This is a genomic window from Paracoccus sp. J56 (assembly GCF_019633685.1).
GTDB classification, from domain to species: Bacteria; Pseudomonadota; Alphaproteobacteria; order Rhodobacterales; family Rhodobacteraceae; genus Paracoccus; species Paracoccus kondratievae.
In genome coordinates this window covers 118991-144958 of sequence record NZ_JAFL01000010.1, presented here as the reverse complement: position 1 = coordinate 144958, position 25968 = coordinate 118991, and the positions used below count along the sequence as shown (strand labels likewise).

The window sequence follows — 25968 nt, the reverse complement described above, 5'->3', positions numbered from 1 at the left end:
CCTTGGCGAACAAAATGGCGCGAGGTCTCTGGGCCATGATGACGAAACAGGAAGATTACCGGAACCCGGCGGCGACGATGGCATGACAGCGCAAAGCTTGCCATCGCGCCACGGTACGTCGGGCGTGTGAGGAGATCACTGAACAGTAAGGGCAAAGGATCGACAAGATCCGGGTTGGAGAAAGCAGTATTTGTCGTGGAGCCGAAGAGCTCGCTCTGTTGATTTGCCTCTGACCCGCGCATCGCCATACCGGCCTGCGGCCACGTTCGAGCCGCACCATGAGGCCTGATACATGACCGCATCCGATCACGCGTCTGAGCTATTCAAATACCACTTGCACGAAAGGGGGCATCCATACATGACAAATGGCGAAGCCAGAGCCTGATGCAGGCGACGTCGACGAAGCCAAGGAAGCTTTCGGCGGTTTTGTCGTAGCGGGTTGCAAGGCGGCGGCTATTTTTCAGCTTGTTGAAGCAGCGCTCGACCATGTTGCGCAAGGTGTAGATGGTCATGTCGACAGCCTTGCGCACCCTTCGGTTCCTTCGCATCGGTATCATGGGCAGGGCGTTGCGGCTCTCGATGTCTTCCCGAATTTTATCAGAGTCATAGCCCCTGTCGGCGACCAGAACTGCTGGTTGCGGCAGGTTGTCGGCCATCACCATATCATAGCCGGTGTAGTCGGAATCCTGCCCCGGCGTGATCTCGGTCCTCATCGGGAGGCCTGCGCCGTTGACGCGGAGATGGATCTTGGTCGAGAACCCACCTCTTGAACGGCCAAGAGCCTCTTTCGGAGTCCCCCTTTTGCGCCGGCCGCATGATGATGGGCGCGGATCACAGTGCTATCAACCATCTGGAGCTTGTCTGGCGCGATCCCAGCGTGGTTCAGCGCATCCAGGATATCCTCCCACAGTCCCGCCAAAGTCCAGCGGCGGAACTGACGGTAGACCGAGGACCACTTGCCAAACTCTTCGGGCAGATCGCGCCATGGCGCACCAGTCCTTGCGATCCAGAATATACCATTCAGAACAAGACGATGGTCCGCAGGTTTCCGCCCGTTAGGGTGCCGGACGGCACGAATGAAGCTCTCGAAGAAGGTCCACTCATCGTCGGATATCAGGTTGCGTGCCAAGTTCATCTCCCACGTAGAGATGAGCTTGAATCACAGCCAGACGCGCAGGGGAATCCTTTTTGTCAACACAACCTAGTGTCTGAGTTGCTGTTCTGCGGGCATTGCAGGACAGTCAGGGTAATGAGGGGTGCTTGCGGATGGCTAAGGCTCTTCCGGTGACGCGTGGTCGCAAATTCCTGCAAGTGCTGGAAGGCGCGCGCACGATCTTTCTGCGCGACGGTTTTGAGGGGGCAAGCGTCGACGACATCGCCCGGACTGCGGGTGTCTCCAAAGCCACGCTCTATAGTTATTTCCCGGACAAGCGGATCATGTTCATGGAGGTCTTCCGCCATGAACTGGCGCGTGAGGCCACCGACACCGGCGCGCTGATCGACGTGGATCTGCCGGTTGAGCAGGTACTACCCTTTTTCGTCCAGATCATCTCGACCTATGTGACTTCTGATATCGGTCTGCGCGTCTTTCGGGTCAGCGTGGCCGAGGCCGAACGGTTTCCCTTGCTTGCGCAGGAATATTACGAATCCGGCCCGGCCCTGCTGCGCCAGCAGCTTGTCAAATACCTTGATCGCTGCGTCCAACGCGGCGAATTGCGCATCCCGGATCTTGAACTGGCTGCCAATCAGCTCATCGAGCTGGCTGGCACTGCGATCCACGACCGCGCCCTGTTCCTTGGGCCGCAATCGGTGGACAGGGAACTTGTACGCAAAGTGAATCGCGGCGCCGTAACTATGTTTCTTGCCTGCTATGGAAGCGGCAAGAGCTCGCTGATGGAGGCGGCCGAATAGGCGTATCCCACCGCAAAGATCCGCTGGTCGTGTCCGAGTGACCGCTTCTCATTTCCCTGCTGCACTCCTATGATACGGTGACGGAAATTCTCTCACTGGATGGCCACCCGATGAACCGAGCCCTGATCGCGCTTCTTGCTCTTGCCCCCCTTGCCGCCTGCGCCCCGGCCTATGCGCCCGCGCCGGAGCCCGCAGCGAACGTTGCACCACTGCCGCCCACGCCGGTCGCCGGCGTCAGTGGTCTGGAATCGCGCGAACCCGATGCCTGCCATGCCAAGAACTATGTCTCGGCCCTCGGCCAACCGGGCAGCATCATCCCAAGTCTGGGCGTCTCCCGCGAGTATCGCGTGGTCGAGTATCGTGGCATCGAGCCGCAAGAATATGATCCGCTGCGCATCGTGTTCCGGCTGGACGCCTCGGGCAACATCTACAACATCGATTGCGGCTGATTATGCGAGTAATCCGACAGGCCTTACTGTTTGCGCCGCTTTGCGTCCTGGGCGCCTGTGCAGAGGCTCCGGCCCCAGCACCGGCTCCGGATTCTCAAAGCGATCAATGTCAGGCTACTTCGTTTCGCGGCCTGACAGGTCAGCCGCGATCGGTCCTCGACAAAATGACCTTGCCCGCGGGCACCCGCGTCATTGGTCCGCTTGACCCGGTCACGATGGATTATCGTGCAAATCGGTTGAATTTTGAGATCGGCCAAGACGGCAAGATCGCCAAGATCGCTTGCTATTGACCGGATATGGCTGCGACAGCCCCGGGGCGTAAGGCGGCAACACAACCGCGCCCGGGGCTGAAAGCCGCCGTATCTTTTCCAGTTTCCAGCCGCTTTGTGACCCTAAGCTAACCGCTCTCTTCCGGTCCTAAGCGAAGACTCCGGTCAAGCATCCGCCGGTTGGTCACTGGGGGCCGACCATCTATCGAAAGCATGACAGTCACCGCAAGCGCACCGGGCCCCAACACCACGCCTTGAGCCAACCCAACGTGATTTCGATCAGGTTGCGGCATTTGTCGTTGCACATGGATTTTCCCGGAAATCCGTCGGGGGGGGACAATACCCGATCTCGTTGCCGTGCAGGAATCACGGTTGTGCTGAGCCCTGATCAGCTCGGGGCTTCGAAGCCAGCCGCTGCTGCAATGCCCGCACCGCCTCAGCACGGCCGAACTCGCGCGCAGCGGCCTGCCGTGCAAGCTCATAACCTGGCAGCATCCCGGCCAGTTCCTGCTCAGCAGTCAGCAAGGCGCGACAGCACTCTCCTGCCAGAGCATTTGCCAACCGCGCGCCGGCAAGCGTAAATGAGGTGTCTGTGCGGTAGATTGTGTCCAGTTCAGCCTTAAGCTGCGCAACGCGGCGCTCTGCCGCGCCCACATGGGTGCGCAGAACCGCCAGGCGCTGCATTTCCAGATCAGCCTTGAGACGAGCGATCCGTTCCAATCCGGCAAGCAGAGCTTTTTGGCGCCTCATGACCTTACTTTCCGCCGTGGCAAGCTGCCCCAACCCTCGCGCACCTTTTTACGCATCGCCTCGGCAAACCGAATGGCTGCAGCGACGGGTGCGAAATGCTCAGGCTTGATTTCTTGCCCGATTTCGACGGTTGCGTGGATCGCCCGGGCGCAAGGGGGGTCCGACCATATCGGAATCTGATGCTCTCGCGCGCGTTCGCGGATGCGGGCAGCAACCTCATCCACGCCTTTGGCTAAACAGACTGGCGCGCGGCCACTACCCCGTTTCCACTCCAGCGCGACAGCGTAATGGGTCGGGTTAACGATGATCACATCTGCCTTTTCGGTATCAGCCAGCATGGTGCTAAGGACGATATCCACCCCTTTTTGCCGACGCGCAGCCTTCAGGTGGGGATCGCCCTCGTTTTCCTTATGCTCGTCCTGCATCTCTTTCCGGGACATGCGGTGACGCTTAAGGTATTCCAGCCGCTTCCAGATCAGGTCAATGCCCGCAAAGACCACGCCGATCCCTATGGCTAACAATACCGCCCGGCGCAGGATCACCCCCAACCCTTCGACCCATTGCAGGTCAGCCATCGCGCCTGCACTTACCAGCGCGTTCAAAAGCGATGCGTAAAGAAACCAACCACCGACCCCCACCAACAGGGCTTTACCCAGCGCAATCACGAAAGCGACCAGACCCTTCTTGCCGAATTTTTGGGCAGCGTTCTTGATCGGATTGATACGTTTGAAATCTGGCAACAGCTTCTTAGGCGTCAGCACTATCGAGCGTTGTACCACAAGCCCCAACAGGATCGGCACAGCCATGATCCCAATTCCTGCAAGGGTGGCCAGCCCAGCCTGCCCGGCGATGGCGCGAGCCAGATCTGTCGCTGCCTGTCCTCTGACATCTGGAAAGGGTTCAGCCCCCAGCCCGCGCGCGGCAATGCCGATCCAGGCTGGCACCACCCAGGTCGCAGCAAAGACGAGGGCAAACCACAGGCCCAGATACATCAATGCCGACTGCAATTCGGTCGAACGTGGCACGTCACCTTCTTGCCGTGCCTTGCGCAGCTTGCTTTCGGTAGGTTCGAATTGCTTATCGCCGCTATCCGCGCTCATCAGAGCAGAGTCCCCATCATATTCAGCACAGCGTCGGCCCAGACAGAGAGGATCGAGGGCGTCATGACAGCCAGGGCCAGCAGCGCCAGCATGATTGCGCCAGGCGCAGCGATAAAGACCACCGGCAGTGCGGGCATGGCCTTACTGACCATGCCTGACAGGGCCTGAAACAGAAAACCGCCCAGGATAAATGGTGCCGCAAGCAGCAGGGCCAAGGCAAAGCCTTGCTGAACAAGTGCGATCGCACCGGGAAGGATGTCAGTGATCTGCGGCCATTCGCCCACAGGCCGAACCACCAGACTTTCGCGCAACAAATCACAAGCGAGGGCCGGCAGACCCAACGCCATCAGCAACGCCAGACCGGCAAGATGCAGCAGATTGCCAATCGGATGAGGAGAGTATTCACTGGCAGCACCCACCAGTTGCGACAGCGAAGCAGATGCAGCCATAGCCGTCGCCATAATGTCCAGCGCGGTCGCAAACATCCGCACCAGACCACCCAATATCAGCCCGGTCAACACCTCTGCCCCAGCAAGCGCAGCAAGATGCAATATCCCCCTTATCCCATCAGGGATCAGTGTATGTTCGGCTAACAGCGGGGTAACAGCCATGGCCAGCGCTATTCGCACCCGGGCCGGCAGCACACGCTCGGAAAAAACCGGCAAGGTCAGAAAACAAGCCTGCACTCTGCAGTAGACCAGCAAAAGAGCGCCATAGGTGGACACATTGCCCGGATTAACCACGAAATCGGTCATGGGCTGACCGTTCCTCGCAAGCGAACCTTTGCAACAGGGTCAATTTCATCCAACCCCAGCACCGGAGTGGCAATCCCCGCCGAAACCAGCATCATCCGCAGCAGGCGGCGGCGATGGTCAGGTACTGTCAGGACAACCTCTATTTCAGGCGGCAGCTCGCGCAGCACAGCCTGCATGGCATCGGTCAGGCGCTTTTGGATTTGTGGAAGGGCGCTTGCCCCGGTCCTGTTGCCCTCCATTTCGGCGCGGACGATCTCTCCCTCCCATTGCGGGTTCAGCTGCAGGATATTCAGGTGCCCTTCGCTGTCGAGGAATTGCTCGGTGATCTGGCCGCGCAAACGTTTGCGCACCTGCTCATAAACAACCTCGGGGGTGCCGGCATTGCGCGCCTCGTTCACTGCATCGGTGATCAGCACCAGGTTGCGGATCGAGATCCGTTCCTCCAGCAAGCCTCGCAATACAGCAAGCAACAGTTCAGGCGACACCTTGTCCGGCACCATACTGTCAAAGAAGCGCTGGTTCAGCTGGGCCCGATGTTCGTCCGACACCTCGCACAGTTCGCGGATCATGCGCTGCATCGACGACATGGTCAGAAGGGCCGAAAGGTTAGCCCTGACCACCTCCATCAAATGAGTGGATACCACCTCGATGGGGGACACAACCGTCGCGCCGGCAATTGCAGCATTCTCCTGCTGCGCTGTATCGATCCAGCGCGCGGCACTGCCATAGACAGGCTCGCGCACCTCCTCTCCGCCCAGTTCGTCAAGGATGGAATCGGCACCAAGCGCGAGCGCGGATTGTGGGCGCAGCATACCTCTGCCACGCACAACGCCCTGCAAACGGATGACATATTCGCCATCATGAAAGGCAGCACCATCCGTGATCCGCACATCAGGCAGGATCAGCCCATAGCCGCGCGCCACATGCAGCCGCAGGTTAGTGATGCGTTGTCCAAGGCCGCGCACCGGATCAAGCGCGGCAAGGATCAACCCGCCTCCTATCTCGATACAGATTTCATCAGTATCAAGGACATCACCGATACGCGGCTGGGCAAGAGCGGTTTCGGCAGGCTCGGGCAAGGCCTGCTCTTCGACCGGGGAACGGGTCTGCCGGTTACGAATGAAACGTGCAGCCAGCGTCAGGACAGCTGCGAGACCCAGGAATATCGCCGTTGGCATACCCGGCACCAAGGCGATGAACAGCATCCCGACCGCACCGATAAAGGGGACTTGCCAGTTGCTCAGAAACTGCTGGGACAACAGATCCGCGGTCGTCTCGGTCGCGCCGCCGCGGGACAAAAGCAGCGCCGCCGCCATCGAAGTAATCAGCGCAGGAACCTGGCTGACCAGCCCGTCTCCGATGGTCAGCTTGGAATAAGTGGTCAGCGCCTCGCCCAGTGGCATACCATGCAACAGCATGCCTGCGGCAAGTCCGACGAACAGGTTGATCAGCGTGATGACGAGGCCAGCGATGGCATCGCCCTTGACGAATTTCGACGCCCCGTCGAGCGAACCGAAAAAGCTGATCTCTTGCTGTTCGCGGGCGCGCCGACGCTTGGCCTCTTCATGATCAATGGCACCTGAGTTAAGATCACCGTCAATGGCCAGCTGTTTGCCGGGCAGCGAATCCAGCGCAAAGCGGGCGGACACCTCGGCCATGCGGCCGGAGCCTTTCGTGATCACCATAAAGTTCACCACCGAAATCACCGCAAAGACGGTGATACCGATCAGAAGCGAACCCCCGGCGACAAATTCCGCAAAGGCCTCGATCACATGTCCGGCAGCAGCGGTGCCGCTTTGGCCGTTGGTCAGGATCAGCCGCGTCGATGAGATGTTAAGCGATAGCCGGATCAACAGCGATACCAGCAACAGAACCGGGAAAGCCTGAAAATCCGTGGGCTTTTCCACCAGAGATGCCATGACAAGGATCAGGGTCGCGCTTGCAATGGATAGTGCGATGCCAAAGTCCAGCATGCCGGGTGGCATCGGGATTACCATGGACAGCACGATCAACAATAGCATCCCGGTGATGATCAGCGGCTGGGCTGCCCACCCCGTCCGTTGGGTAGTTTCAGACAAGATCATTCCCGCCCTCCCCCAGCGATTGATGGCGCCAGAAGGCGATCTGCGGGCCATGCCGGTCCTGACAGCAAGCCTGAACGTCTGAGAAAGATCAGAACCTCGATTCTGTCAGAGGGATTGAGGCGCATCAGCCTTTCATCCAGGTCAGAGGGCAACGGCTCGCCGTGAAGCAGCCGATCCTTGGCGTCACTGACCATGCTGTCGCGGGTCAGCGCACCCTCCTGGTCCTGGCTTGCCAAGGCTGCCGACAGGATCAGGGCTGCGATCACGACGCCCTCTTCAATTCACGAAGTGCGTTTTCAACATCCCCGAAAGAAGGGCGAACATGGTCCGGAGCGGTCTGGCGGCCGACCTCGACACAAAGATTTGTGGCATGCTGATGCAGCCCGGCGACAAGAACCGACTTGATTACATCATAGAAGGCCTGTTCCTGTTTGGTCACACTCGCCAGCCGCTGCGCGAAGGGTGCGACGATGCCATAGGCCAAAAACACACCCAGAAAAGTGCCCACCAATGCACCCCCGATCATCTTGCCCAGTACCTCGGGTGGCTGGTCGATCGCGCTCATGGTCTTGATCACCCCCAGAACCGCCGCAACGATACCCAGCGCCGGCAGGGCATCGGCCATACTTTGCAAGGCGTGCGGCGCGTGCATGGTTTCTTCGTTCATCAGGCCGATACGTTGCGAGAGCATTTCTTCGACCTGATAGGGGTCATCATAGTTCAGGCTGGCCGAGCGCAGCGTATCAGCAATCAGCGTGACCGCGTGTTCATCCGCAAGAATGCGGGGATAAGCCTGAAATATCGGTGAGGCCTCGGGGTTCTCGATATGCTCTTCCAGCTCGACCGAGCTGGTGCGGGCGATCCTCAGCAGCTGGAACAGCAGGCACAGCACGTCCCGCAGATCGCCTTCGTGCCACCGCGAGCCCTTGAGCGAGCGGCCAACGCCGCCAAGCACCTGCTTGATCACCGACGTTTCATTCGACAGCAGGAATGACCCGACCGCCGCCCCGCCAATCATCATCATCTCGAAGGGCAGCGAATGCAGGATCACACCCAGCTTGCCACCAGCCATCACATATCCGCCAAAAACCATGGCGAAGGTCACAACAATACCGATCATGCCGAACATGAACTAAACTACCTTCTGGCTCTGATTGCGCCCATGTATGAAGTCAGGATTGCAGCATGGCCCGGTTCGACCGAGGCCATGATGCGTGCTCCGGTCTCGGGCTGGACACGGACAAGGATCTGTGCCGCAAAATCCGGCGGCAGGTTGGACAGCACCATCGCTGCCTGTTCGGGCTTCATCTGGTCATAGACAGCGATCAGCCGGGAAATATCGTCGCTTTGCGCCCTGTTCTGGCTTTGATCGCTTTGGGCAATCTGCTGTTTGAGCTTGCGCAACTCGATCAGTTTCTCGGTCAGCTGCTTTTCGGCTGCTGCCAGTTCAGCTTTGCGTCGGTCGATATCTTGCATGTAGCGGTCAATGCGTAACGCGCGTTCACGCAAGGTTTCGGCCAGCGTCACAGCCTCGGGGACATCTGTGCAGCCGGCCATCAGTTTTGCCGGCTCGGCATTGGCGGTGAGGCGGGAAACCCCATCCATCAGCATCGCCGCCTGTCCAGCTGCAGCCAGCACCATGACACCGCCCAGAAATGAAAGAAGCGGCCTAGACATCTGCCACCACCACTTCGCGCCGCCTGCGACGCTGCAGCCGAGCCTGACGAACCGGATCAGCCTGGGCAAACTTCTGTTGCAGCAGCCAAAAGGCCCGCTCTTCCTTGGCGCGCTCGATCTCGCCGGACAGCGCGCGGGTGGCGGCGGTGGCCTCGGACTTGGCGAGCAGAATGGATTTTTCCAGCCGGCTGATTTCGCTGGTCATGACGGCTATGGCGCCACCAAGACCGCTTTCCAGGTCATTCAGCCGCCGCAACCTGCGTGCCAGGGTAAAGCAGAACCCCGACAGGCCAAGACTAAAGACGATCAGGGTCACCTGCAGAAGCTGCGCTATCGTCATTGGATCCTGAACTCCGTAATGAGGACATCGGTGATCGCCTCCTTGCCGAGGACAAAAACGGCCCGGGTCGCCAGTTCGTCCCGGACGATGTCCAGAATGCCGCGTTTCTCAAAAGCGGTACTGTCGATATCGGCGAGGAAGCTGTTGAAACTGTCGAGAAGCCTCGGAATCAGATGCTCGACCTCGGTCCGGTGGGACTGATCAGTCTCAATTTTGACCGTCATCACAAGTGTGCGCACTTGCGGCCCGGCAAGGGTCAGCACGATCTGGGGGATGTCGACGAATTCCTCGATCCGGGCTGTGCTGATCGGCACTTCTTTCTTACCGCTCGCGACCAGCGATAACGGCGACCAAAAGCCCAGATAGGTCGAGGCAAAGCCAGCCCCACCCAGTACAACTGCCAATCCCAGCGGCAGCAACAGGCGGCCGATCCCCCCGGCAGGTTTTTCATCCGCATTGATGTCAGCGGCATCGGTCATGGTGATTCTCCATCCGTTCCCGGTCTGGATACCATCGGCGGGCTAACCAATTCTTAAGCGCCCCCATGCCATGAAAACCGCAGCAGGAACGAAAGCGATTCGAAAGGGGTGGCTGTGCAAAAGCTGCAGGACTACTGGCGCGAGCGAAGTGCAAGGCAGCGGGCCGTTCTGGCCGCAGCCTTTCTTTTCACTTTCACCGCAATTGTCGGCCTGTCCTGGCTGGCCAGTCGTCCGGGCATGGCGCTGCTTTATTCAGGGCTGGACCCCCAGCAATCGGGTGCCGTCATGGCAGCGGTCGAGAAATCCGGTGTGTCTTACGAGATTCGCGGCGATTCCATCTGGGTCGAAGAAAGCCGTCGGGATCAGTTGCGCATGGCGCTGGCAGGCGAAGGGCTGCCCTCAGCCGGGGGCTCGGGATACGAGATTCTGGACGGTATGTCGGGTTTCGGCACCACTTCGCAAATGTTCGATGCCGCCTATTGGCGCGCAAAAGAGGGCGAGTTGGCCCGCACCATTCTGGCCCTGCCAAATGTCCGGTCGGCCCGTGTGCATCTGGCTGTGCCTCAAGGTCGCGGCTACCGCCGCGAAGCCGAGGCAACTGCATCAGTCACACTGACCACCGATGGCGCGCCCATAACCCGAAATCAGGCTAAAGCACTGAAATTTCTAGTGTCATCCGGCGTTCCCGGACTGGCTGCGGATCAAGTTTCTGTCATCGACAGTGAACACGGCGTGGTCTCTCCGGGCGAAGACTTCAGTGGGGACGAACGCGAAACCGAGATGAAGCGCAATGTCGAACGTATCCTCGCCGCGCATGTCGGTCCGGGCAATGCGATTGTCGAACTGAATCTGGATGTCATCAAGGAATCCGAACTTCTGACCGAACAGAGATTCGATCCGCAGGAACGGGCGCTGATCTCGCAGGAAAGCGAAGAAAGCGCCGATCAAAGCTCAAACTCGCAGCAGGGTGTGGTAACAGCGGCATCGAACCTGCCGCAGGGGCAGGATAGCTCGGGCGATGAGAATCGCTCATCACGCTCGGAATCCCGGCAGAGGTCGAATTTCGAGGTCAGTAAGATCACGCGTGAGGTGTCGCGCCAGCCGGGGGCTACCCGCCGCCTGACCGTTGCGGTACTGGTCAACGGGGTCGCCCGGACCAGTGCCGATGGCGAAAGCACCCTCGTTCCCCGGGACGAGACTGAGCTGCAGGCGCTGCGCGAACTCGTCGCCTCGACCGTTGGCTTTGACGAAGGTCGGGGCGATGCGATCACCGTGAAATCGCTGCCATTCGCCTCGCTCTCCGACGTCGGCACGCTTGCCAAAGCCGGCGGGCTGCTGTCCAGGCTGGACCTGAACGGCCTGATCCGCGTCGCCCTTATTGGCTTTTTTGCGCTGGCATTGGCCGCTTTCCTGCTGCGCCCTTTGCTGCGCGCCAAGTCCGCAGCCAATCAGGCTCTGCCTGCATTGGACCGCTCTGAGCCGCTGCCAGCCTTGGCAACAAATACTCCGGATCAGCCGACTATCCCCGAGGTGGTCCCCGAGATCGACTTTACCCCCTCAGATACGGGCAGCGCCGATCCGGTCGGGCGTCTGAAAGAACTTATGAAATCGCGTAAGGATGAAAGCCTTCAGATTCTCTCGGGCTGGATCGAAAAGCATGAGGATGTCTCATGAACCCGATAGCACTTCGTCTGGAATCATTTACCTCACCCCCCCCTGCCGCGCAGGCAGCCATCACCATAGCCGAGGAAGAGGCATTTCAGAACGGCTATGAAAAAGGCTTTGCCGAGGGCCGCGAGCTAAGCCTGGATGCGCTGACCTCCGCCCTGACCACGCTGCACCGGGACCTGTTAACCGCCCATAAGCGTGAGTCAGAGTTGCGGCGTGACCTACAGACCGCCCTGACACCAGTGTTGCAAGCCATCGTAGACCTGCTCGCACCACGATCGGAACAAGAACGGCTGTGCCACGCGCTGACGGCGGAAATTGGACAGATCATCAAACATACCCCGGGGCAAATCATCACCATACGCTGTCCAGAGGACCTGCAGCCCGATCTGGCCGACTGCCTTGAGCGGGCAGGTATCCTGGACGCACGGATCGAGGCCGCAGACACAGGACAAAGCATAGTCGAGCTGACTGCTGCTCAGGGCCAGATCATCTTTGATCCCGCAAGCGCCATCGCGGGACTCAAGTCCATTATCAACGACATTGGAGCAAGGGACTGACCATGAACGATCTTGCAGGGCTGATCGCGACCGATCAGATTCAGGTAGAAATCACCATCCGACTAGGCAGCACGCGACTGACTGTAGCTGAGCTGTCGCGTCTGCGACCTGACGATATCGTTCCCCTGGACCGCGACATGTCCGACGGGGTCGATATCTGTGTAGGTGACAAGATCATCGCTTATGGAGAGTTGGTGGCCGGTCAGGATACCGACAACCGCCTTTGCGTCCGCATTCTAGCTCCGGCCAATGCATCGTGATCCGCTGGACTAGCATCTTCGCTGCCCTGGTCCTGCCCGTCGCAGCGGCAGCGCAAGATCTGTCGCCGCTTACCGACGCCGCCGGACTGAATACGGCTACCGGTGGCGTCGGACGCCATGCGATCACCCTGCTGGCGGTGATGACGGCCCTATCTTTGGCACCTGGCATTGCCATCATGGTGACCTGCTTTCCGTTTATCGTGACGGTGCTGTCAATCCTGCGCCAGTCACTGGGGCTACAGCAATCTCCACCGAATATGCTGATCGTCAGCCTGGCGATGTTCCTGACCTGGTTTGTGATGAACCCGGTGCTGACCGAAGCATGGGAGGTCGCCGGCGCCCCATTACGCGACGGCCAGATCAACATCGAACAGGCGTTCGAACGCGGCATCATTCCGTTTCGCGGCTTTATGGAGCATCGGACCGACCCCGGAATGCTTGCAACGCTGGCAGAGGTTGCGCCTGACCCGCAAGCTGCGCCAGATCGTCTGTCGGTCCTGATCCCCGCCTTCATGCTTAGCGAGATTCAGCGCGCCTTCGAGATTGGCTTCCTGATCGCCTTGCCTTTCCTCATTATCGATCTGGTGGTTTCGGCCGTGCTGATGTCGATGGGCATGATGATGGTGCCGCCGGTGGTTGTTGCGCTGCCCTTCAAGCTGGCGTTCTTTGTCGTCGTGAACGGCTGGGGCATGATCGCAGCCGCATTGGTGCGCAGCTATCAATAGGACCACTATGTGACGCAGCGATTATCGTCGGGAGAGCGCAATTGCGGATCAACCTAACCAATCAGGACTACGCTATGGCTGCTTCTCCGTAAGGTCATTTCATTCTGGGGCTTTTCACCACCTCAGGTTTTAGGCACCAATTCAGAAACTAGCGACGGGACAGTCATGCCGAACCGGGCCATACCGATCTTTGCGCTGCTGCTTCTCGCCGGGCCGGGCTGGGCCCAGGCGCCACTGCGGGTCGAATTCGTTCAGGTTGAACGAACCGAACTGACCTTTGACGCAGCCCTCACTGGCACCATCCACGCAAGCGACAGCGTCGATATTGGCTTCAGGCTGGGCGGGCGCGTGACCGAGGTGCTGGTGCATGAAGGCGACCATGTCATCAAGGGACAGGCGCTCGCGCGAACCGACCCCTTGCAACAGGAACAGGCACTGCGCGTCGCACAGGCGGCCGTAGCTTCTGCCGAGGCAACCGAGGCGCAGGCCCGCCAGGCGCTGGAAAGGGCCGAGGCGATGCTCAGCCGCGGGGTCGGCACACTTGCCGGACGTGATGCGGCCAGTCAGGCCCTGTCAGCAGCAAGCGGCGGGCTGGAGCAGGCCCGCGCCGCTCTTGGTCAGGCTAAACGCGCGCTTGAGGATACGGTGATATATGCCCCGGCCGATGCCATCGTGACCGCGCGACAGGCCGAACCGGGACAGATCGTCGGAACGGCCCAGCCGGTGATCTCACTGGCTTCCGAAACCGGCAGAGAGGCCGTATTTCAGGCACCTGATACCCCCTTGCTGCGCGATGCGATCGGCGCACCTGTCACCCTGTATGGCATCGACCTTCCTGACCTGCGCATGACGGCAAAGGTCAGCGAAATTGCTCCGCTGGTCGATCCGACCACCGGCTCGGTCACCGTGCGGGCCGAAATCGATGATGCACCGGCCAATGTCGCGCTGCTGGGCGCTGCGGTTCGGGGCGCAGTGCACTATCCGGCTGGCACCGGCATTGCCGTGCCCTGGACCGCTCTGACCGCTGCCGATGGCAGCCCCGCGGTATGGCTGGTGGGCGATGATAATCGGGTCTCTTTGACCCCGGTTCAGATCGAGCGTTTCGCTAATGGTATCATCATCCTCAGCGGCGGGGTCGAGCCGGGACAGACCGTGGTCGGTGCCGGCTCGCAAATCCTCTATCCCGGGCGAGAGGTCGCCGATGCATCTGTTACGGAGCAGTCGGAATGATGCCAAGAACCCTGATCCCGATGCTTTTGGCATTTGCCGTACTGGCCGGAGAAGTGGCCGCTTTTTCCCTGCCCTGGCAGAAAACGCAACTCCAGCCCGATACTGCGCCCCGCCCGGTGGCAAGCATTCTTGTCAGCGATGACGAAGGCTCCGGCCACTCGGTCCCCGGGGTCATCACCGCCCGTATCGAGGTGATGCTGGGCTTTCAGACGCTTGGCCGGGTGACGGCGCGCAATGTTGATATCGGCGATATTGTTAAGCAGGGGCAAGTGCTGGCCACGCTTGATCCTGACGACCTTCAGGGGGATGTCCGGGCCGCCGAAGCCGCCGCCGAAGCCGCCGAGGTCGAGTTGAGCACCGCCTTGGCCACAGCCGAGCGGACACGGGCGCTGGCGCAACGCAATGTCGCCACGGCCGCGCAGCTTGAACAGGCCGAGCGTGCACTTGCCACGGCCCAGGCGGCCCGGCAACAGACACGTTCAGAGCTGATCCGGGCTCGCGATGCCGAAGGGTTTACCGTGATGCGCGCGCCCTTCGACGGGGTGATCAGTGAGGTGTTCGCCAATGCCGGCGCAGTCGTCAGTGCGGGTGAACCTGTGGTGCGGCTTTCCACGCAGGACGGGATCGAGGCGATGATCGATCTGCCCGATGCCGTTCTTTCCGGGATCCGGACCGGCGATCCTTATGAGGTCTGGTCGGAACGCGAACCCGATCGCATCCTGACCGCCACGGTCGAGCAGATTGAGCCGGTCGCGGATGCTGTAACCCGGACCCGGCGCATCCATCTGGAGCTGAAAGAGGATGCGGATCTGCGGTTGGGCGCTTTGGTGCGCGCGCGTCCTGCCGGGGCGGGTGCCTCGCGACTTGTCCTGCCCGAAACGGCCATCCTGGAGCGGGACGGTGCCAGCCATGTCTGGGTCGTCACCCGTCAGAATAATACCGGGGAAGGCACCGTCTCGCTGCGCGCTATTAAGACCGTCGGCCCACCGCTTAACGGGTATGTCACCGTAGCCTCGGGTCTTTCCCCGGGCGAAGAGGTCGTGATCCGCGGCATCCGATCCCTTAGCGAAGGTCAGGCCGTAGGCCGCAGCGTGACACCATGACAGAACGTCGCTTCAACCTTTCCGACTGGGCCCTGCATCACCGTTCGCTGGTGTGGTTCCTGCTGATCATCTCGATGGTGGCAGGAACGCTGAGCTATCTGCGCCTTGGCCGCGAAGAGGACCCGAATTTCACCATCAAGGTCATGGTGATCAGCGCCTCTTTGCCCGGGGCGACTATTGAGGACACGCTTAATCAGGTCACGACGCGGATCGAGACCAAGCTTGAAGAGCTTGATGAACTGAAATTCACCCACTCGGTCACCATGCCCGGACAGTCGGTGATCTATCTTGAGCTTGACCCCACGATCCGAGGCCCCGAGGTCCCCGAGGTCTGGAAACGTGTTCGCAATATGATGTCGGATATCCGGCCTGATTTTCCAAAGGAATTTCAGGGCTTCCAGTTCAATGACGATTTCGGCGACGTTTTCGGCAATATCTACGCCTTTACCACAGACGGCTTTACCCAACGCGAACTGCGCGACCGGGTCGAAGATATCCGCAAACAGGTTCAGGCCCTGCCCATGGCCGGCAAGACAGCACTTTTGGGTGTGCGCAAGGAACAGATCTATCTGGAGTTTTCGTCGGCACGGCTGGCGGCCCTCGGGCTGAACCACAATCAGGTGGTCCAGACGCTGGCGGTGCAGAACGCAATCTCGCCCTCGGGTATCGTGCAGGCTGGACCGGAACAGGTGCTGGTGCGCATCGACGGGCAGTTCGACGATGCCGGATCGATCGCTGCGGTGAACCTGCGGGTCGGCGACCGTTTCTTTAACATCGGCGATGTCGCCACGGTCCAGCGCGGTTACGAGGACCCGCCGAGCGCGCTTTTCCGCTATAATGGCAAGCCGGCTATCGGCCTGCAGATCGGCATGCGCGACGGCGGCAATATTCTTGAATTCGGGCGGCAGGTCGACGGGCTGATGAACGAGGTCGCGCGCAACCTGCCCATCGGAATCGAGATGGCCAAGTTCGCCGACCAACCCCATGTCGTGGACGAGGCCGTCGGCCATTTCGTTCAGGCACTGGCCGAGGCGGTGGCAATCGTCCTGTTGGTCAGCTTTATCAGCCTTGGTCTGCGCGCGGGTTTCGTGGTGACGCTGACCATACCGCTGGTGCTGGCGATCACCTTTGTCATCCTGGACATCTACGGCATCACCTTGCAGCGTATCTCGCTGGGTGCGCTGATCATCGCACTGGGGCTTTTGGTGGATGATGCGATGATCGCCATCGAAACGATGATCTCGCGGCTTGAGGTGGGCGACAGCCTCGGCCGCGCCGCCAGCTATGCGTGGAGTTCGATCGCCTTTCCGATGCTGACCGGCACGCTGGTCACGGTGGCGGGCTTTATCCCTATCGGACTGAATAGCTCGGCAGCGGGCGAGTTCACCTTTTCGCTTTTCGTGGTGATCGCCGTTTCGCTGATCATCAGCTGGATCGTCGCGGTGTTGTTTGCGCCTTTGCTGGGCGTAACGATGCTACCCGCAACCATGGCCCATCATTCCGGACAGCCAAGCTGGCTTCGTCGTCAGTTTCATGCGCTGCTGATCCGGGGGATGCGCTATAAATGGCTGACCATCGCCATCACCTTTGGGGTCTTTACAGCCTCGGTCGTGGGGATGGGCTTTGTCGAACAGCAGTTTTTCCCGACCTCTGACCGGACTGAGATCATCGTCGACGTGACCGAACGTGCTAATGCCTCGATCGCGAAAACCGATGAGGACATGGCCAAAATCGAGGCGATGCTGTCTGATGAGTCAGACGCCCTGTTCTGGACGACCTATGTCGGTCGTGGCGCACCGCGTTTCGTTCTGTCGATGGATGTGCCGACGCCCGGTCCCTATATGGGCCAGATCGTGATCCAGACCCCGGATCTGGCGGCACGCGACCGGCTAAAGGCGCGGCTGGTCGAATTCGCGGGCCGCGAGCTGATCGGCACCGATGTTTATGTCAAAAACCTTGAGATCGGCCCGCCGGTCGGCAAGCCGGTGCAATACCGTGTCTCGTCCCCGGACCTCGATCAGGCCCGCGACGCAGCGCGCGAGCTGGCGGCGGTTCTGGCGACCGAACCGCGTCTGCGCGACATCACCCTTGACTGGAATGAGCCGGCGCGGGTGGTACGGCTGCGGGTCAATCAGGATCAGGCGCGCCGCCTTGGCCTGACCAATGAAGATATCGCGGGGGCGCTGTCGGGGACCTTTAACGGCCGCACGATCACCCAGCTACGCGACGGAATCTTTCTGATCAACGTCACCGCACGTGGCGCGCTGGCGGATCGCGAGTCGCTGGAGTCGATCCAGAACCTGCAGCTTGCGACACCGACAGGGACGCCGATCCCGCTCGTTTCTCTGGCCAAACTGGAATATGCCACCGAACAGCCACTGGTCATGCAGCGTGACGGCCTGCCGACAGTGACGGTCAAGGCCGATATCGCCAGCAAAGACCAGCCCGCGACATTGGTCGAGGCGATGGCCGACAAAGTCGCGCACTTTCAGGCCAGCTTGCCTCCCGGCGTCAAAGTCGTGGTCGGCGGCACGGTCGAAACCTCGGCCGAAAGCCAGGAGCCGATCGCAGCCGTGGTGCCAATCATGCTGCTGGTGATGGCGACCTTGGTCATGGTGCAGATGCAAAGCTTCCGGCTGTCGCTGATCGTGTTTGCCGCCGCTCCGCTGGGGTTGATCGGGGTGGTTGCAACCCTGTTGCCCTTTGGCGTGCCGATGGGCTTTGTTGCCATTCTGGGCATTCTGGCACTGATCGGCATTCTGATCCGCAACTCGGTCATCCTTGTCCATGAAATCCAGGAGCTGATTGCCAAGGGGCACGCCAAATGGGACGCGGTCTTTGAGGCCTCGGACAGCCGGGCCCGGCCAATTCTGCTGACAGCGGCGGCGGCCAGTCTGGCGCTGATCCCGATCTCGCGTCAGGTGTTCTGGGGGCCGATGGCCTTTGCCATGATGGGCGGTATCATCGCCGGGACGCTGGTGACGCTGATCTTTGTCCCGGCGCTTTACTGCGCGGTCTTTGGCGTCCGCCCGCCCAATGGTGACCCGATGCCCAGTGCCGGGGATCGTGCCCGAGCCGCCGCGCATAAATAGCGGCAGGAAGTCGCACAAGCGATCAGCAGGGCCGGGCTGAAAGGGAAAACCCCGTCGCAAGGCCGGTGATCAGCACTCGGGGTCGCCGGCGATCTCGGCGGCAAATGCAGCGCCGAAACGATCCAGCCGCGCCGGATCCAGATAGCGCGACAGGTCGCGCGGCCGGTCTTCGGCAATGCGGCGCAAGGCAGAATTTCCGACCGAAAGCGGCTTTTCCGTTCCGTCCTCACCCCGCATCAGCCGGACCTGCGCCTGGGCCAGCCGATCAAAAAGCTGGCCCGAGGGACGCCCGGCCAGCGCGCGGCGCGCGGGATGCATTGGCGGCACATCCTTGGCAATGACCTGCAAGAATTCCTCGCCATAGCTTTCCAGCTTTTTCGCGCCAACGCCGTTCACCCGCGCCATCTCATCCAGCGTGCCGGGGCGCAGGCGCGCCATTTCTTGCAGGGTGCGGTCGGGAAAGATGACATAGGCGGGGACACGCGCCGCCTCGGCCAGCGCCCGACGCTTGGCCTTGAGCGCCGAAAACAGCGGCTCATCCTCGGGGTCAACCTGGCTGCGCACCACGACTGCCGGGCGGGCGCGGGCCATAGTGTCGCGGCGAAGCGTGATACGCTCTTCTCCGCGCAGCACCGGATGAGCAGCAAGGGTGATGGCAAGGCCGCCATGGCGTTCAGAGTCGGGCCGGATCAGATCAAGACCCAGCATCTGACGGATCACCGCCTGCCATTGCGGCTTTGACAGGTCGCGCCCGACACCAAAGGTCGGCAAATGGTCATGGCCGCGGGCCTGCACCCGTTCGGTCATGGTCCCGGTCAGCACGTCGATGATATGACCCGAACCATAGGTCTGACCGGTGCGCAGAATGGCCGACAGCACTTTTTGCGCGGCCTCGGTCGCGTCGAAACATTCGGGCGGATCGTCGCAAATATCGCAATTACCGCAAGGCGCGACAGCCTTTTCGCCGAAATAGCGCAAAAGGGCGATGCGGCGGCAGCCCGTCGCCTCGGCCAGACCTAAAAGCGCATTCAGCCGCGCATGGTCGGCCGCCTTACGCTCGGGCGGGGCCAGACTTTCGTCGATCTGGCCGCGGCGCAGACGGATATCGTCGGGACCGTAAAGCGTCAGCGTTTCTGCGGGGGCGCCGTCACGGCCACCGCGGCCGATCTCTTGATAATAGGCCTCGATCGACTTCGGCAGATCGGCATGGGCAACCCAGCGGATATCCGGTTTGTCGATGCCCATGCCAAAGGCCACGGTGGCGACGACGATCAGCCCGTCCTCGCGCTGGAAACGCGCCTCGACCTCGCGGCGGGCATCGGCCTCCATCCCGCCGTGATAGGCGGTGGCGGCAAGCCCCGACTGGTTCAGCGCGGCAGCAAGTGTCTCGGTCTTGGCGCGGGTGCCGCAATAGATGATGCCGGACTGTCCCCGCCGCGCGGCGGCAAAATCAAGGATCTGGCGGCGCGGCCCGTCCTTGGGCTGAAAGGCCAGATGAATATTGGGCCGGTCAAAGCCGCGCAGAAAGGTCTGGGGCTGCGCACCGTCAAAGAGGCGCTGGACGATTTCGTCCCGGGTTTCTGCATCGGCAGTGGCGGTAAAGGCGGCCAAAGGCACCGAAAGCACGCGGCGCAGCTCGCCCACGCGCAGATAATCGGGGCGGAAATCATGGCCCCACTGGCTGACACAATGCGCCTCATCCACCGCGATGGCCTGTACACCTGCGCGACGCAGCATCGGCACCGTCGCGCCCGAGGCCAGCCGTTCGGGCGCCATGTAAAGCAGCCGCAATTCACGCGCGGCCATGGCACGCAGAACCTCGGAATTCTCTTCGTCGGAATTGCCGCTGGTCAGCGCGGCAGCAGCAACCCCCGCCTCGGTCAGCGCGCGCACCTGGTCACGCATCAGCGCAATCAGGGGTGAGATCACTACCGTCAGCCCGTCGCGCATCAGCGCCGGAAGCTGATAGCACAGCGACTTGCCACCTCCGGTCGGCATGATGGCCAGTACATCGCGGCCCGAGGCCACGGCATTGACGATCTCTTCCTGCCCCGGCCGAAAGGAATCGAAGCCGAAGACCTGACGCAGCAGGGGCGCAGCCGACATGGCCTAGAACCCGTAGAACCAGCCAGCGTTGTTGGCGAGAGCGCGTTGCAGGATGATGATGGCGATAAAGACCACCAGTGGCGCAAGATCCAGCCCGCCCGTGTTCGGCAGGATCGCGCGCACCGGTCCATAGATCGGCTCAAGCAGGCGGTTGAGGCCGCTCCAGATCTGCCAGATCAGCGGCTGGCGCAGGTTCAGCACCTGAAAGTTGATAAGCCAGGACATGATGATGTGGACGATCATCACGAACCAGACGACGTCGAGTATCAGCATCAAGGCTTCGTAGAGCGTGCCCATTTCATCCCCTTCCGGCTGCTCCCCGGACAGGTAAGGCAGGCATCCGCGTTGCGCAAGGCGCAAGCATGGCCGCAGCGTTCCGGTTGACGCCCCCGGGCGGCACGGCTAGCCCCGGGCTGTCGCAAGGCAAGAAAGACGCCCATGTATCCCATCCTCCGCTTTGCCAAAGAGGCGCTGAAGTTCCGCAACAGCCCCCGCATCGGGGTGCTGGACCCGCATGTCTCGACCCATCGCTGCTGGCCCTGGGATCTGGACCCGTGGATCGAGCTGAACAACGGCCGCACCCTGACGCTTTACGATCTGGGCCGCATTCCGATGGCGATCCGTACCGGCATAATCGACACGATGCGCCGCAATGGCTGGGGGATCACCGTCGCCGGAAACTCGGTCCGTTATCGCCGCCGTATCCGGGCATTCGACCGCTTTACCATGGTTTCACGCACGATCGGCTGGGACGCGCGCTTTCTTTATATGGAGCAGACGATGTGGCGGCAGGGCGAATGCTGCAACCACATGCTTTTGCGCGGCGCCATCACCTCGCCTCAGGGCATCGTGTCGCCGGCAAAGCTGATGGAGGCTGCGGGCCGCGACCCCGTCAGCCCCGAACTGCCGGATTGGGTACACGCCTGGATTGCGGCGGATGCGCAGCGGCCATGGCCCCCGATCCTGCCTCCGATCCCCGAGGCCGCGCGTAATCCGGACTTGCCAGCCTGAACCGGCTGGGGCCTTATGCGCCCGGGCGGCGCGGCACAGGCCACCCATGAGCAAGGGGGGCGGCATGGAGCGCAGACGCATCTGGGGCTGGTGGTTCTTTGACTGGGCCAGCCAGCCGTTTTCAACGCTGCTGATGACCTTCATTTTTCCGGTCTATTACGCCGAGATCGCCCGCCAGCATTACACAGCACAAGGCATGACCCCCGAGGCGGCGGGGGCGGCGGCGCAGTCGCTCTGGGGTTACGGGCTTGGCATCTGCGGCATCATCATCGCCGTTCTTGCACCAGTGCTTGGCGCCATCGCCGACAATACCGGACGGCGCCTGATCTGGGTGTGGATCTTTTCGGCATTCTATATGGCGGGTTCATGGAGCCTGTGGTTCCTGATGCCCGACCAGCCGCACCTGCATCTGGCGGTTCTGTCCTTTGGGATCGGCCTGATCGGGATGGAGTTCGCCACCATCTTTACCAACGCCCTGCTGCCGGGGCTGGCCCCGCATGACGATATCGGCCGCGTCTCGGGTTCAGGCTTTGCTTTCGGTTATCTTGGCGGCGTGATCTCTTTGGCTGTGGTGCTGCTTTTTCTGGCCGAGAACGCCCAGACCGGCCGCACCATGCTGGGCATCGCACCGGTGCTGGGCCTTGATCCGGCGCTGCGCGAGGGCACGCGGGCGGTCGGGCCGTTCACAGCGCTGTGGTACCTTGCCTTCATGATCCCCTTTGCCCTCTGGGTGCCCGAGACCCCGGGACCGCGCCGAAAGCTGCAGCTTGGCACCGCCATGACCGAGCTTTGGCGCCTGCTTGCCAGCCTGCGGTGGCGCAGGTCGCTGGCGGCATGGCTTGCCTCGTCCATGTTCTCACGCGATGCGCTGAATGCGCTTTACGCCTTTGGTGGCGTCTATGCCGGTACGGTGCTGGGCTGGCCGGTGTTTCTTGCCGGTGTCTTTGGCGTGGTCAGCGCGGTCTCGGCCGCAGTGATCAGCTGGATCGGAGGACGCGCGGACCGGCGCTGGGGTCCCAAGCCGGTGATCATCATCTGTACGCTGGTCCTGATCGGGGTCTGCATCCTCATCACTGGCATGAGCCGCCAGCAGATCATGGGCCTGCCCCTGCCCGAGGGCTCGCACCTGCCCGATGCGCTGTTTTTCCTTTGCGGTGCGCTGATCGGCGGCGCAGGCGGGGCGCTGCAATCGGCCAGCCGGACAATGATGGTGCGCCACACCACGCCCGAGCGTGCGACCGAGGCCTTTGGGCTGTACGCGCTGTCGGGCAAGGCGACGGCATTCCTGGCGCCGCTGCTGATCGCCACGGTGACCGATGTGACCGGAAACCAACGGCTGGGCATCTCTCCGCTCATCGTGATGTTCATTCTGGCGCTGGTTCTGCTAATCTGGGTCAAAGCAAAAGGAGAGGCCGCGCAGTGATCCGTAAATTCCTGACCGCCGCCGTGCTGGCGCTGACCGGGTTTGGCCTGGTCCAGCCCGCGGCAGCCGACCCGCTGGCCCGCAGTGTCTTTGGCGCCGCGCCCGGCCCGACCGGGGGCAAGCCCGTCTCGATTGGTTTCTATTCCAAGGGCTGTATTTCGGGCGCCGCGCAACTGCCGGAAACCGGTCCGACATGGCAGGCGATGCGCCTGTCGCGCAACCGCCACTGGGGCCATCCCGAGCTGGTCAGCTTTCTGATTGGCCTGTCGCAAGCCGCCCGCCAGGCCGGCTGGCAAGGGCTTTACATCGGCGACATGGGACAGGCCCGTGGTGGACCAATGACCTCGGGCCATGCCAGCCACCAGTCCGGCCTTGACGCCGACATCTGGATGCTGCCGCCCCAAAGCCTGAAGCTGACCGTCGCGCAGCGCGAAAAGATTTCGTCCCAATCGGTGGTGAACAAGGCCGGGACCGCGCCCTCGGCACTGTGGAGTGGCAGCCATATGGCGATCATCCGCGCCGCTGCCCGCGATCCGCGCGTCGAACGTATCTTTGTCGATCCGGTCGCCAAGGTTGCAATGTGCCAGACCGAAACCGGGGACCGCAGCTATCTGCGCAAGATCCGTCCGTTGGGAGGGCATGATTACCACTTCCACGTGCGCCTGTCCTGCCCGGCAGGCTCGGTCTGTCAGCAGCAGGACCCGCCCCCGCCCGGCGACGGTTGCGCCGAGGCCGCAGAGTGGATCAAGGACCGCATCGACCCCAGCCGGGTCAAGCCGGTTCCGCCCGACCCCAATTATCGTCACCCCCGCAGCTACCGGCTTAGCGAAATGCCCCGTCAATGTCAGGTCGTCGCCACCGCCCGCTAAGGCGCGGTGGTCCGGCAGGCGGCGCGGCAGGGCGGCCCCGCCGCCTGCCGGGGCTTGCGCTGGCACTGTTGCTTTCTGCCTCTGCAGCCTGCGCTGCGGACCCGACACCTTCGGGAACGCCCAAGGTCGATTACGTCGCAACCTATGTCTGGCGGATGGAGGATGAGGATTTCGGCGGCTTCTCGGGCATCGAAATCAGCGCCGATGGCGAACGCTTCACCGCACTGTCCGACCGCGCCACCATCCGCTGGGGCAGCATAGAGCGTGACACTCAGGGCCGGATTCGCGGACTGGATCTGGCTGGTCGGGCACGTCTGCGTGACAGCAGCGGCAAGCCGCTGAAACCTGGCTGGCAGGGCGACAGCGAGGGGCTTGCCATCTCAGCTGACGGCACGATCTGGGTCAGCTTTGAAGGGCTGACGCGCGTTGCCCGCTATGACACCCCCGACAGCCCCGCCCAGCCCCTGCCCCGTCCGCCCGAGTTCAAGGAAATGCAGCGCAACTCGTCGCTTGAGGCGCTGGCGGTCCTGCCTGACGGAACCCTGCTGACCCTGCCCGAACGCTCTGGCGTGCTGACCCGGCCGTTTCCGGTCTGGCGCTGGAGGAATGGGAAATGGGACCAGCCCTTCTCGATCCCACGCACGGGCGACTGGCTGGCTGTCAGCGCAGATATCGGGCCCGACGGGCGGTTCTATCTGCTGGAACGGGACTTCAAAGGTCTTCTTGGCTTTCGCTCGCGCGTGCGCCGCTTTGATCTTGGCGAAAACGCCATCTCGAACGAAAGGGTGCTGCTTGAGACCCGGCCGCTGCAATATGACAACCTTGAGGGTATCTCGGTCTGGCATGACGGACAGGGTATCCGTATCACCATGATCTCAGACGATAATTTCGGCTGGCTGCAACGAACCGAGCTGGTCGAGTATCGGGTCACGGAATGAGCATTGCCGATTGCGTCACCGCCGTGGATCGCGCCATCGACAGCGCGCTGGCCGGGCGTCGCATCGTCGGCTGTGTCGTGCTGGTGGCCGAAGACGGGCGGCTGGCTCATGCCCGTGCAGCCGGGCTTGCCGACCGCGAAGCGGGCCAGCCGATGCAGCAATCGACCTGGCTGCGCTATGCCTCGATCTCGAAACCCTTCACCACCGTCGCGGCGCTGCGGCTGATGCAAGAGGGACGGCTTGCGCCCGATGATCCGGTGACGCGCTGGCTGCCGGGTTTTACCCCAGCGATGCCCGACGGGCGCCAGCCGCTGATCACTGTCGATCACCTGATGTCGCATCTGGCCGGGCTTGATTACGGCTTTAACCAGCCCAAGGACGGACCCTATGCACAGGCCGGGGTGTCGGACGGGATCTCTGACAGTGGAATCTCTATGGCCGAGAACCTGCGCCGTATCACCTCGGTCCCGCTCGACCGGCTGCCGGGCACGCGCTGGCGCTATTCGATCGCAACCGATGTGCTGGGTGCGGTGATCGAGGCGGCGGCCGACATGCCCCTGCCCGATGCCATGGCCCGGCTGGTTACCGAACCCCTGGGCGTCGAGGCCGCTTTCCACGCCCCCGAGGCAGTTGAGCTGGCCGCAAACTACGCCGCTGCCCGGCCCGAACCAGTACGGATGCAGGGTCTGACCCGCATCCCCAATCCGCTGCAACCCGAACACAGCTATTCCTATCTGCCCGAGCGTATCCGCGATCCACAGGCATATCCTTCGGGCGGAGGCGGCATGGCCGGCACGGCTGAGGCTGCACTGACCTTGCTTGAAACCCTGCGCACGGGTTCGTTCCTTGGTCAGGATCTGCGGACCGAGGCGCATCGCAACCGTATCCACCAGCGCCACCCGCTGCGCGGCCCGGGCTGGGGCCACGCCTGGGCTGGCGCTGTGATCACCGATGCGGCGGCAGCGGGGATCGGCCTGCCGCAAGGTTGCCTCAGCTGGGGTGGGATCTATGGCCACAACTGGATCATCGACCCTCTCAACCGCCGCTGCGTGATCGCGATGACGAATACCGCGCTTGAAGGTATGAACGGCGCCTTCGCAGTGGAAATCGCCGCCGCTGCCGCGCTATAATTCATGCGACATCGTTGACACGATCCCCGCAGGGCCGTA

General features: G+C 61.8%; 26 protein-coding genes and 1 pseudogene. 15 read left to right on the top strand and 12 right to left on the bottom strand.

Features of this window, described 5'->3' with window-relative positions; translation table 11 throughout:
- Positions 1 to 323: 323 nt before the first annotated feature.
- Positions 324 to 1135 (bottom strand): annotated as a pseudogene (locus tag M511_RS09695) (IS5 family transposase).
- A 131-nt stretch (positions 1136 to 1266) separates the two neighbouring features.
- On the opposite strand from M511_RS09695, the gene M511_RS09690 reads away from it, so the two are divergent.
- The 3 genes from M511_RS09690 to M511_RS19440 all read left to right on the top strand — a co-directional run bounded on the left by M511_RS09690 (position 1267) and on the right by M511_RS19440 (position 2650).
- Positions 1267 to 1911 carry a TetR/AcrR family transcriptional regulator gene (locus M511_RS09690; RefSeq protein WP_085502058.1) on the top strand — a complete coding sequence of 215 codons (645 nt, stop codon included), beginning with the start codon at positions 1267 to 1269 and terminating at the stop codon, positions 1909 to 1911.
- Between the two features lie 110 nt (positions 1912 to 2021).
- Positions 2022 to 2360, top strand: coding sequence for a hypothetical protein (locus M511_RS09685; protein ID WP_085502057.1), 339 nt, complete (start codon positions 2022 to 2024; stop codon positions 2358 to 2360).
- Positions 2361 to 2362: 2 nt separating this feature from the next.
- Positions 2363 to 2650 (top strand): I78 family peptidase inhibitor, encoded by a 288-nt coding sequence (locus M511_RS19440; protein WP_085502056.1) that lies wholly within the window; start codon positions 2363 to 2365, stop codon positions 2648 to 2650.
- A 345-nt stretch (positions 2651 to 2995) separates the two neighbouring features.
- Here the strand turns inward: M511_RS19440 and M511_RS09675 are convergent, their stop codons facing one another.
- Genes M511_RS09675 through M511_RS09635 form a run of 9 tightly spaced genes read right to left on the bottom strand, consistent with a single transcriptional unit; the run spans position 2996 to position 9814 of the window.
- Complete coding sequence (locus M511_RS09675) at positions 2996 to 3379, bottom strand: hypothetical protein (protein ID WP_010400813.1); 384 nt, start codon at positions 3377 to 3379, stop codon at positions 2996 to 2998.
- A complete protein-coding gene (gene flhB / locus M511_RS09670; RefSeq protein ID WP_085502055.1) occupies positions 3376 to 4479 on the bottom strand; it encodes a flagellar type III secretion system protein FlhB in 1104 nt (367 codons plus the stop codon). The genes M511_RS09675 and flhB overlap by 4 nt, the downstream gene beginning before the upstream one ends.
- Positions 4479 to 5234 carry a flagellar biosynthetic protein FliR gene (locus M511_RS09665; RefSeq protein WP_085502054.1) on the bottom strand — a complete coding sequence of 252 codons (756 nt, stop codon included), beginning with the start codon at positions 5232 to 5234 and terminating at the stop codon, positions 4479 to 4481. Before M511_RS09665 ends, flhB begins: the two co-directional genes overlap by 1 nt.
- Positions 5231 to 7318, bottom strand: coding sequence for a flagellar biosynthesis protein FlhA (locus M511_RS09660; protein ID WP_085502053.1), 2088 nt, complete (start codon positions 7316 to 7318; stop codon positions 5231 to 5233). The genes M511_RS09665 and M511_RS09660 overlap by 4 nt, the downstream gene beginning before the upstream one ends.
- On the bottom strand, positions 7315 to 7584 hold the full coding sequence (locus tag M511_RS09655; RefSeq protein ID WP_085502052.1) for a hypothetical protein: 270 nt from the start codon (positions 7582 to 7584) through the stop codon (positions 7315 to 7317). The genes M511_RS09660 and M511_RS09655 overlap by 4 nt, the downstream gene beginning before the upstream one ends.
- Positions 7581 to 8447 (bottom strand): flagellar motor stator protein MotA, encoded by an 867-nt coding sequence (motA, locus tag M511_RS09650; protein WP_085502051.1) that lies wholly within the window; start codon positions 8445 to 8447, stop codon positions 7581 to 7583. The genes M511_RS09655 and motA overlap by 4 nt, the downstream gene beginning before the upstream one ends.
- An 8-nt stretch (positions 8448 to 8455) precedes the next feature.
- Complete coding sequence (locus M511_RS09645) at positions 8456 to 8995, bottom strand: MotE family protein (RefSeq protein ID WP_085502050.1); 540 nt, start codon at positions 8993 to 8995, stop codon at positions 8456 to 8458.
- A complete protein-coding gene (locus M511_RS09640; protein ID WP_085502049.1) occupies positions 8988 to 9335 on the bottom strand; it encodes a hypothetical protein in 348 nt (115 codons plus the stop codon). The genes M511_RS09645 and M511_RS09640 overlap by 8 nt, the downstream gene beginning before the upstream one ends.
- Positions 9332 to 9814: a flagellar basal body-associated FliL family protein gene (locus M511_RS09635; protein ID WP_085502048.1), complete on the bottom strand. Its 483-nt coding sequence runs from the start codon at positions 9812 to 9814 to the stop codon at positions 9332 to 9334. Before M511_RS09635 ends, M511_RS09640 begins: the two co-directional genes overlap by 4 nt.
- Before the next feature lie 114 nt (positions 9815 to 9928).
- Between M511_RS09635 and fliF the strand changes: the two genes are divergently transcribed.
- From fliF to M511_RS09600, 7 genes are all read left to right on the top strand, one after another.
- Entirely contained in the window at positions 9929 to 11488 is a 1560-nt protein-coding gene (fliF, locus tag M511_RS09630; protein WP_085502064.1) for a flagellar basal-body MS-ring/collar protein FliF, read from the top strand.
- On the top strand, positions 11485 to 12042 hold the full coding sequence (locus tag M511_RS09625; protein WP_085502047.1) for a hypothetical protein: 558 nt from the start codon (positions 11485 to 11487) through the stop codon (positions 12040 to 12042). The genes fliF and M511_RS09625 overlap by 4 nt, the downstream gene beginning before the upstream one ends.
- A 2-nt stretch (positions 12043 to 12044) precedes the next feature.
- A complete protein-coding gene (locus tag M511_RS09620; RefSeq protein WP_085502046.1) occupies positions 12045 to 12302 on the top strand; it encodes a FliM/FliN family flagellar motor switch protein in 258 nt (85 codons plus the stop codon).
- Positions 12302 to 13027 (top strand): flagellar type III secretion system pore protein FliP, encoded by a 726-nt coding sequence (gene fliP / locus M511_RS09615; RefSeq protein ID WP_406611663.1) that lies wholly within the window; start codon positions 12302 to 12304, stop codon positions 13025 to 13027. Before M511_RS09620 ends, fliP begins: the two co-directional genes overlap by 1 nt.
- Positions 13028 to 13192: 165 nt before the next feature.
- Positions 13193 to 14257: an efflux RND transporter periplasmic adaptor subunit gene (locus tag M511_RS09610; RefSeq protein WP_085502044.1), complete on the top strand. Its 1065-nt coding sequence runs from the start codon at positions 13193 to 13195 to the stop codon at positions 14255 to 14257.
- Positions 14254 to 15360 (top strand): efflux RND transporter periplasmic adaptor subunit, encoded by a 1107-nt coding sequence (locus tag M511_RS09605; RefSeq protein ID WP_085502043.1) that lies wholly within the window; start codon positions 14254 to 14256, stop codon positions 15358 to 15360. Before M511_RS09610 ends, M511_RS09605 begins: the two co-directional genes overlap by 4 nt.
- Positions 15357 to 18452, top strand: a complete 3096-nt coding sequence (locus M511_RS09600) for an efflux RND transporter permease subunit (protein WP_085502042.1) — start codon at positions 15357 to 15359, stop codon at positions 18450 to 18452. The genes M511_RS09605 and M511_RS09600 overlap by 4 nt, the downstream gene beginning before the upstream one ends.
- 69 nt (positions 18453 to 18521) lie before the next feature.
- Here the strand turns inward: M511_RS09600 and recQ are convergent, their stop codons facing one another.
- Positions 18522 to 20558 carry a DNA helicase RecQ gene (gene recQ / locus M511_RS09595; RefSeq protein ID WP_085502041.1) on the bottom strand — a complete coding sequence of 679 codons (2037 nt, stop codon included), beginning with the start codon at positions 20556 to 20558 and terminating at the stop codon, positions 18522 to 18524.
- Positions 20559 to 20561: 3 nt separating this feature from the next.
- Positions 20562 to 20855 carry a YggT family protein gene (locus M511_RS09590; RefSeq protein WP_085502040.1) on the bottom strand — a complete coding sequence of 98 codons (294 nt, stop codon included), beginning with the start codon at positions 20853 to 20855 and terminating at the stop codon, positions 20562 to 20564.
- A gap of 141 nt (positions 20856 to 20996) precedes the next feature.
- On the opposite strand from M511_RS09590, the gene M511_RS09585 reads away from it, so the two are divergent.
- The 5 genes from M511_RS09585 to M511_RS09565 all read left to right on the top strand — a co-directional run bounded on the left by M511_RS09585 (position 20997) and on the right by M511_RS09565 (position 25929).
- Positions 20997 to 21569, top strand: coding sequence for an acyl-CoA thioesterase (locus M511_RS09585; protein WP_010391790.1), 573 nt, complete (start codon positions 20997 to 20999; stop codon positions 21567 to 21569).
- 64 nt (positions 21570 to 21633) lie between these two features.
- The gene (locus tag M511_RS09580; protein WP_010391791.1) at positions 21634 to 22992 is read left to right on the top strand and encodes an MFS transporter; all 1359 of its coding nucleotides are present in this window, start codon (positions 21634 to 21636) and stop codon (positions 22990 to 22992) included.
- Positions 22989 to 23861: a penicillin-insensitive murein endopeptidase gene (mepA, locus tag M511_RS09575; RefSeq protein ID WP_010391793.1), complete on the top strand. Its 873-nt coding sequence runs from the start codon at positions 22989 to 22991 to the stop codon at positions 23859 to 23861. Before M511_RS09580 ends, mepA begins: the two co-directional genes overlap by 4 nt.
- A complete protein-coding gene (locus M511_RS09570) occupies positions 23834 to 24799 on the top strand; it encodes an esterase-like activity of phytase family protein (RefSeq protein ID WP_085502038.1) in 966 nt (321 codons plus the stop codon). Before mepA ends, M511_RS09570 begins: the two co-directional genes overlap by 28 nt.
- On the top strand, positions 24796 to 25929 hold the full coding sequence (locus tag M511_RS09565) for a serine hydrolase domain-containing protein (protein WP_085502037.1): 1134 nt from the start codon (positions 24796 to 24798) through the stop codon (positions 25927 to 25929). The genes M511_RS09570 and M511_RS09565 overlap by 4 nt, the downstream gene beginning before the upstream one ends.
- Positions 25930 to 25968: the final 39 nt, after the last annotated feature.

What these genes read in the sequence shown, in the direction of transcription:
- motA (WP_085502051.1), bottom strand. Translation starts at nt 8,447, where the DNA reads ATGTTCGGCATGATCGGTATTGTTGTGACCTTCGCCATGGTTTTTGGC.
- M511_RS09610 (WP_085502044.1), top strand. Translation starts at nt 13,193, where the DNA reads ATGCCGAACCGGGCCATACCGATCTTTGCGCTGCTGCTTCTCGCCGGG.
- M511_RS09685 (WP_085502057.1), top strand. Translation starts at nt 2,022, where the DNA reads ATGAACCGAGCCCTGATCGCGCTTCTTGCTCTTGCCCCCCTTGCCGCC.
- M511_RS09665 (WP_085502054.1), bottom strand. Translation starts at nt 5,234, where the DNA reads ATGACCGATTTCGTGGTTAATCCGGGCAATGTGTCCACCTATGGCGCT.
- M511_RS09570 (WP_085502038.1), top strand. Translation starts at nt 23,834, where the DNA reads ATGTCAGGTCGTCGCCACCGCCCGCTAAGGCGCGGTGGTCCGGCAGGC.
- M511_RS09620 (WP_085502046.1), top strand. Translation starts at nt 12,045, where the DNA reads ATGAACGATCTTGCAGGGCTGATCGCGACCGATCAGATTCAGGTAGAA.
- M511_RS09565 (WP_085502037.1), top strand. Translation starts at nt 24,796, where the DNA reads ATGAGCATTGCCGATTGCGTCACCGCCGTGGATCGCGCCATCGACAGC.
- M511_RS09605 (WP_085502043.1), top strand. Translation starts at nt 14,254, where the DNA reads ATGATGCCAAGAACCCTGATCCCGATGCTTTTGGCATTTGCCGTACTG.
- M511_RS09625 (WP_085502047.1), top strand. Translation starts at nt 11,485, where the DNA reads ATGAACCCGATAGCACTTCGTCTGGAATCATTTACCTCACCCCCCCCT.
- M511_RS09635 (WP_085502048.1), bottom strand. Translation starts at nt 9,814, where the DNA reads ATGACCGATGCCGCTGACATCAATGCGGATGAAAAACCTGCCGGGGGG.
- M511_RS09640 (WP_085502049.1), bottom strand. Translation starts at nt 9,335, where the DNA reads ATGACGATAGCGCAGCTTCTGCAGGTGACCCTGATCGTCTTTAGTCTT.
- M511_RS09645 (WP_085502050.1), bottom strand. Translation starts at nt 8,995, where the DNA reads ATGTCTAGGCCGCTTCTTTCATTTCTGGGCGGTGTCATGGTGCTGGCT.
- M511_RS19440 (WP_085502056.1), top strand. Translation starts at nt 2,363, where the DNA reads ATGCGAGTAATCCGACAGGCCTTACTGTTTGCGCCGCTTTGCGTCCTG.
- M511_RS09675 (WP_010400813.1), bottom strand. Translation starts at nt 3,379, where the DNA reads ATGAGGCGCCAAAAAGCTCTGCTTGCCGGATTGGAACGGATCGCTCGT.
- recQ (WP_085502041.1), bottom strand. Translation starts at nt 20,558, where the DNA reads ATGTCGGCTGCGCCCCTGCTGCGTCAGGTCTTCGGCTTCGATTCCTTT.
- M511_RS09690 (WP_085502058.1), top strand. Translation starts at nt 1,267, where the DNA reads ATGGCTAAGGCTCTTCCGGTGACGCGTGGTCGCAAATTCCTGCAAGTG.
- M511_RS09660 (WP_085502053.1), bottom strand. Translation starts at nt 7,318, where the DNA reads ATGATCTTGTCTGAAACTACCCAACGGACGGGGTGGGCAGCCCAGCCG.
- M511_RS09590 (WP_085502040.1), bottom strand. Translation starts at nt 20,855, where the DNA reads ATGGGCACGCTCTACGAAGCCTTGATGCTGATACTCGACGTCGTCTGG.
- flhB (WP_085502055.1), bottom strand. Translation starts at nt 4,479, where the DNA reads ATGAGCGCGGATAGCGGCGATAAGCAATTCGAACCTACCGAAAGCAAG.
- M511_RS09585 (WP_010391790.1), top strand. Translation starts at nt 20,997, where the DNA reads ATGTATCCCATCCTCCGCTTTGCCAAAGAGGCGCTGAAGTTCCGCAAC.
- M511_RS09600 (WP_085502042.1), top strand. Translation starts at nt 15,357, where the DNA reads ATGACAGAACGTCGCTTCAACCTTTCCGACTGGGCCCTGCATCACCGT.
- M511_RS09580 (WP_010391791.1), top strand. Translation starts at nt 21,634, where the DNA reads ATGGAGCGCAGACGCATCTGGGGCTGGTGGTTCTTTGACTGGGCCAGC.